Source organism: Geobacillus jurassicus NBRC 107829 (assembly GCF_001544315.1).
In the GTDB taxonomy this organism is placed as follows: Bacteria; Bacillota; Bacilli; order Bacillales; family Anoxybacillaceae; genus Geobacillus; species Geobacillus jurassicus.
The window spans coordinates 1-1783 of record NZ_BCQG01000112.1 but is presented as its reverse complement, the minus strand read 5'-3'; the positions used below and the strand labels follow the sequence as shown (position 1 = coordinate 1783).

The 1783-nt window shown below is 53.6% G+C and carries 1 pseudogene; it reads left to right on the top strand.

Annotated features, from left to right (window positions below):
- Positions 1 to 100: 100 nt before the first annotated feature.
- Positions 101 to 1749, top strand: a pseudogene (locus tag GJ1_RS17340) (IS1634 family transposase).
- The last annotated feature ends 34 nt before the right edge of the window (positions 1750 to 1783 follow it).

The following is a 1783-nucleotide window of genomic DNA, read 5'->3' as shown; positions in this document are numbered from 1 at the left end:
CTCACATTTCGCAACCTCCCACGCAAAATCGGGAGGATTTTTTGAGGGAGATGCCGAATAAAACCTTGATACACCAAGAAAGCAAAGGAGTTTCGTCCTCATGACTGTTCAGATTCGGGCAATTTATGAAAGTTCTTATCTTAATATAATGAGTGCGATCATCAAACAGCTCGGCCTCCCTCAGCTGATGGATCGAATGGTTCCCGTTGATCCCCAATGTCAAACCCGACCGAGCGATATTGTCACGTTGATCCTCTTGGATATTTTCAGCGGCCGGCAGGCGCTCGTTCATCTGGAAAGCTGGGCGCATGAGATCGATCTGCCGAAGTTGATCCGAGAAGGCGTCCAGCCTTCCCAGTTCAACGATGACGCCATCGCGCGCCATTTGGATCGTCTGTATCAAGCCGGGATTCACTCGATCCTCTCGGCTTGCCTGCTTCAGATCTATCAAAAAGAAGGCATCCCTCTCCGGGCATTCCATGGGGATACGACCGATTTCTCGCTTTACGGCGCGTATGAATCGGCTTCGTCCGCAACGCTGAATATTACTTATGGCTACAATCGGGAGGGCGTGAGACGAAAACAAATTCAATTTGGGCTCGTCGGCAACGAGGATGGCATCCCGATGTATGGGGATGTTCATGATGGCAATCAATCCGATAAAACATGGAATCTGCTCACGTCCATGAACAGCTTCAACGAGCGAAGCTCGATGACGAATGGATTTACGTCGCCGACTCGGCCGCCATGACGAAAGACACACTGTACCAAGCGAAAGCCGCCAATGCCTTTTTGGTCACCCGGGGGCCTCATTCGCTCCGCATCGTGAAAGAATCCCTCGCGAAAGCGGATTCGGAAGAGGCGGTGTGGAGCGATCCGTTTTCGCTGGCGGAAAAAAACGGCGCCACGTACCGGGTGTGGGAAACGACGGCCTCTTATGAAGGGCATCCGGTTCGGCTGATCGTCGTGGAATCCAGCGCCCTGGACCAGCGAAAAGGGAACACGCTCGAGAAGGAGCGGGCCAAAGAAGCGGAGCTTCTTGGGCAGGAACAGGCCCATTGGCACCGCCATCCGTTTTCCTGCCGGGAGGATGCCGAACAGGCCTTGTCCTCCCTCAAGGCGTCCCTTCGTCCCCGGTTTCATCGCGTTGAAGCGGGGATTGAAGAAACGGTGCGTCCGAAAAAACGGCGCGGACGCCCGAAAAAAGGAGCCGAACCGGAAACGGAAACGGTCTACACGATTCGCCTCGGCATCGAATTCGATCAAGAGGCGTGGGAACAAGCGAAACGAAAAGCGTCCCGTTTTGTCCTCGTCACCACGGTGCCGGAGGAGTGGAAGGGCCAACGGATGGACGGAAAAGAGATCTTGGCTCTGTATAAAGGACAAATCTCGGTCGAAATGAACTTCTCGTTCCTGAAAGATCCGTTCTTTACGGACGAGATTTATGTGAAAAAACCAGAACGGGTCGCTGTGTTAGGGTATCTCTTTCTTTTGGCATTGGCTCTTTACCGCGTCTTTCAACGCCGGGTGCGCCAGTTCATCACCCCAGAGCGCCCGTTAAAGGGCGCGGGAGGCCGCAAGTTGACCCGGCCGACGGGGCAAGCGATTTTTCAGTTGTTTGCGTACGTGAAAGTGGTGCTGCTTGAGCTGCCGGACGGACAACTCCAACGGTCATTGGGCAAGCCGCTCACATACGAACAGCGAAGGATCCTGCAAGGACTCGGAATGGACGAAGGGATTTATGTCTAATCGCCATAGTGAACGATTAGCGATGGTAAAAAAA